1 protein-coding gene and 1 pseudogene are annotated in these 1,068 nt (G+C 66.4%); both read left to right on the forward strand.

Annotation, left to right across the window (positions count from 1 at the left end):
- Positions 1-33: 33 nt before the first annotated feature.
- Positions 34-276 (forward strand): annotated as a pseudogene (locus tag VR45_RS48940) (biosynthetic peptidoglycan transglycosylase); the annotation flags it as partial.
- A 166-nt stretch (positions 277-442) separates the two neighbouring features.
- Positions 443-1,068, forward strand: a 626-nt coding sequence (locus tag VR45_RS48945; RefSeq protein WP_286163451.1) for a penicillin-binding transpeptidase domain-containing protein, incomplete at its 3' end; no start/stop codon positions are given.

Genomic DNA, 1,068 nt, shown 5'->3' on the forward strand with positions numbered 1-1,068 from the left:
AACGTCGAGAAGGCCGGCGACGACCCGGTGGCGGTGCTGGAGGCCCAGCGCAAGACCCTCGGCCGCAAGGTCCAGGAGCTCAAGTACTCCATCAAGCTGGAGGAGGAGCTGACCAAGGACCAGATCCTCACCAACTACCTGAACATCACGTACTACGGCCAGCAGGCCTACGGGATCCAGGCGGCCGCCCAGCGCTACTTCAGCAAGAACAGCAAGGACCTCACGGTCGCCGAGGCCGCCACCCTGGCCGGACTGGTGCAGAACCCCTCCCAGTTCGACCCCAAGGCCCATCCCGAGGCCTCGCGCAAGCGCCGCGACGTCGTCATCGACAAGATGGTCGAGAACAAGCACCTCACCCCGGAGCAGGCCAAGGAGGCCAAGTCCGGGCCGGTCGCCCTGCACTACCAGGCGCCGCAGAACGGCTGCATCACCGCCAGCGGGCATGGGCTTCTTCTGCGACTACGTCCGGCACGTGGTCAAGCAGGACCCGGTCTTCGGCAAGACCGCCGCCGAGCGCAAGAAGCTCTGGGACCAGGGCGGCCTGTTCATCCACACCACCCTCGACCCGGTGAAGCAGGCGGCCGCGCTCAAGGCCGTGACCACCAAGGTGAAGGTCACCGACCAGGTGTCGGCGGCGATGACCATGGTCGAGCCGGGCACCGGCAGGATCCTGGCGATGACCCAGACCCGGCCGTACGGGATCGACCCGGCCAAGAACCAGACCGTCGTCAACTACAACGTGGACGCGGCGATGGGCGGCGGCAACGGCTTCCAGCCGGGCTCCAACTTCAAGCCGATCGTGGCCGCCGCCGGACTGGAGGCCGGGCTGACCTCCACCCAGTCCTACGCCTCGCCGAACAAGATGGACTGGCCGACGATGACCACCTGCGACGGCACCTGGAAGAACCTGGAGAAGGGCAAGAAGGGCGGCACCATCCCCAACGAGTCCTCGGGCGAGGTCGGCCCGTACGAACTCAAGGAGGCGATGGCGCTCTCGGTCAACACCTACTTCGTGCAGATGGAGCAGGAGATCGGCCTCTGCGCGGTCAAGCAGATGGCCAACAAGCT

Origin of the sequence: Streptomyces sp. NRRL S-495, from assembly GCF_000966955.1 — a bacterium.
Classification (GTDB): domain Bacteria; phylum Actinomycetota; class Actinomycetes; order Streptomycetales; family Streptomycetaceae; genus Kitasatospora; species Kitasatospora purpeofusca.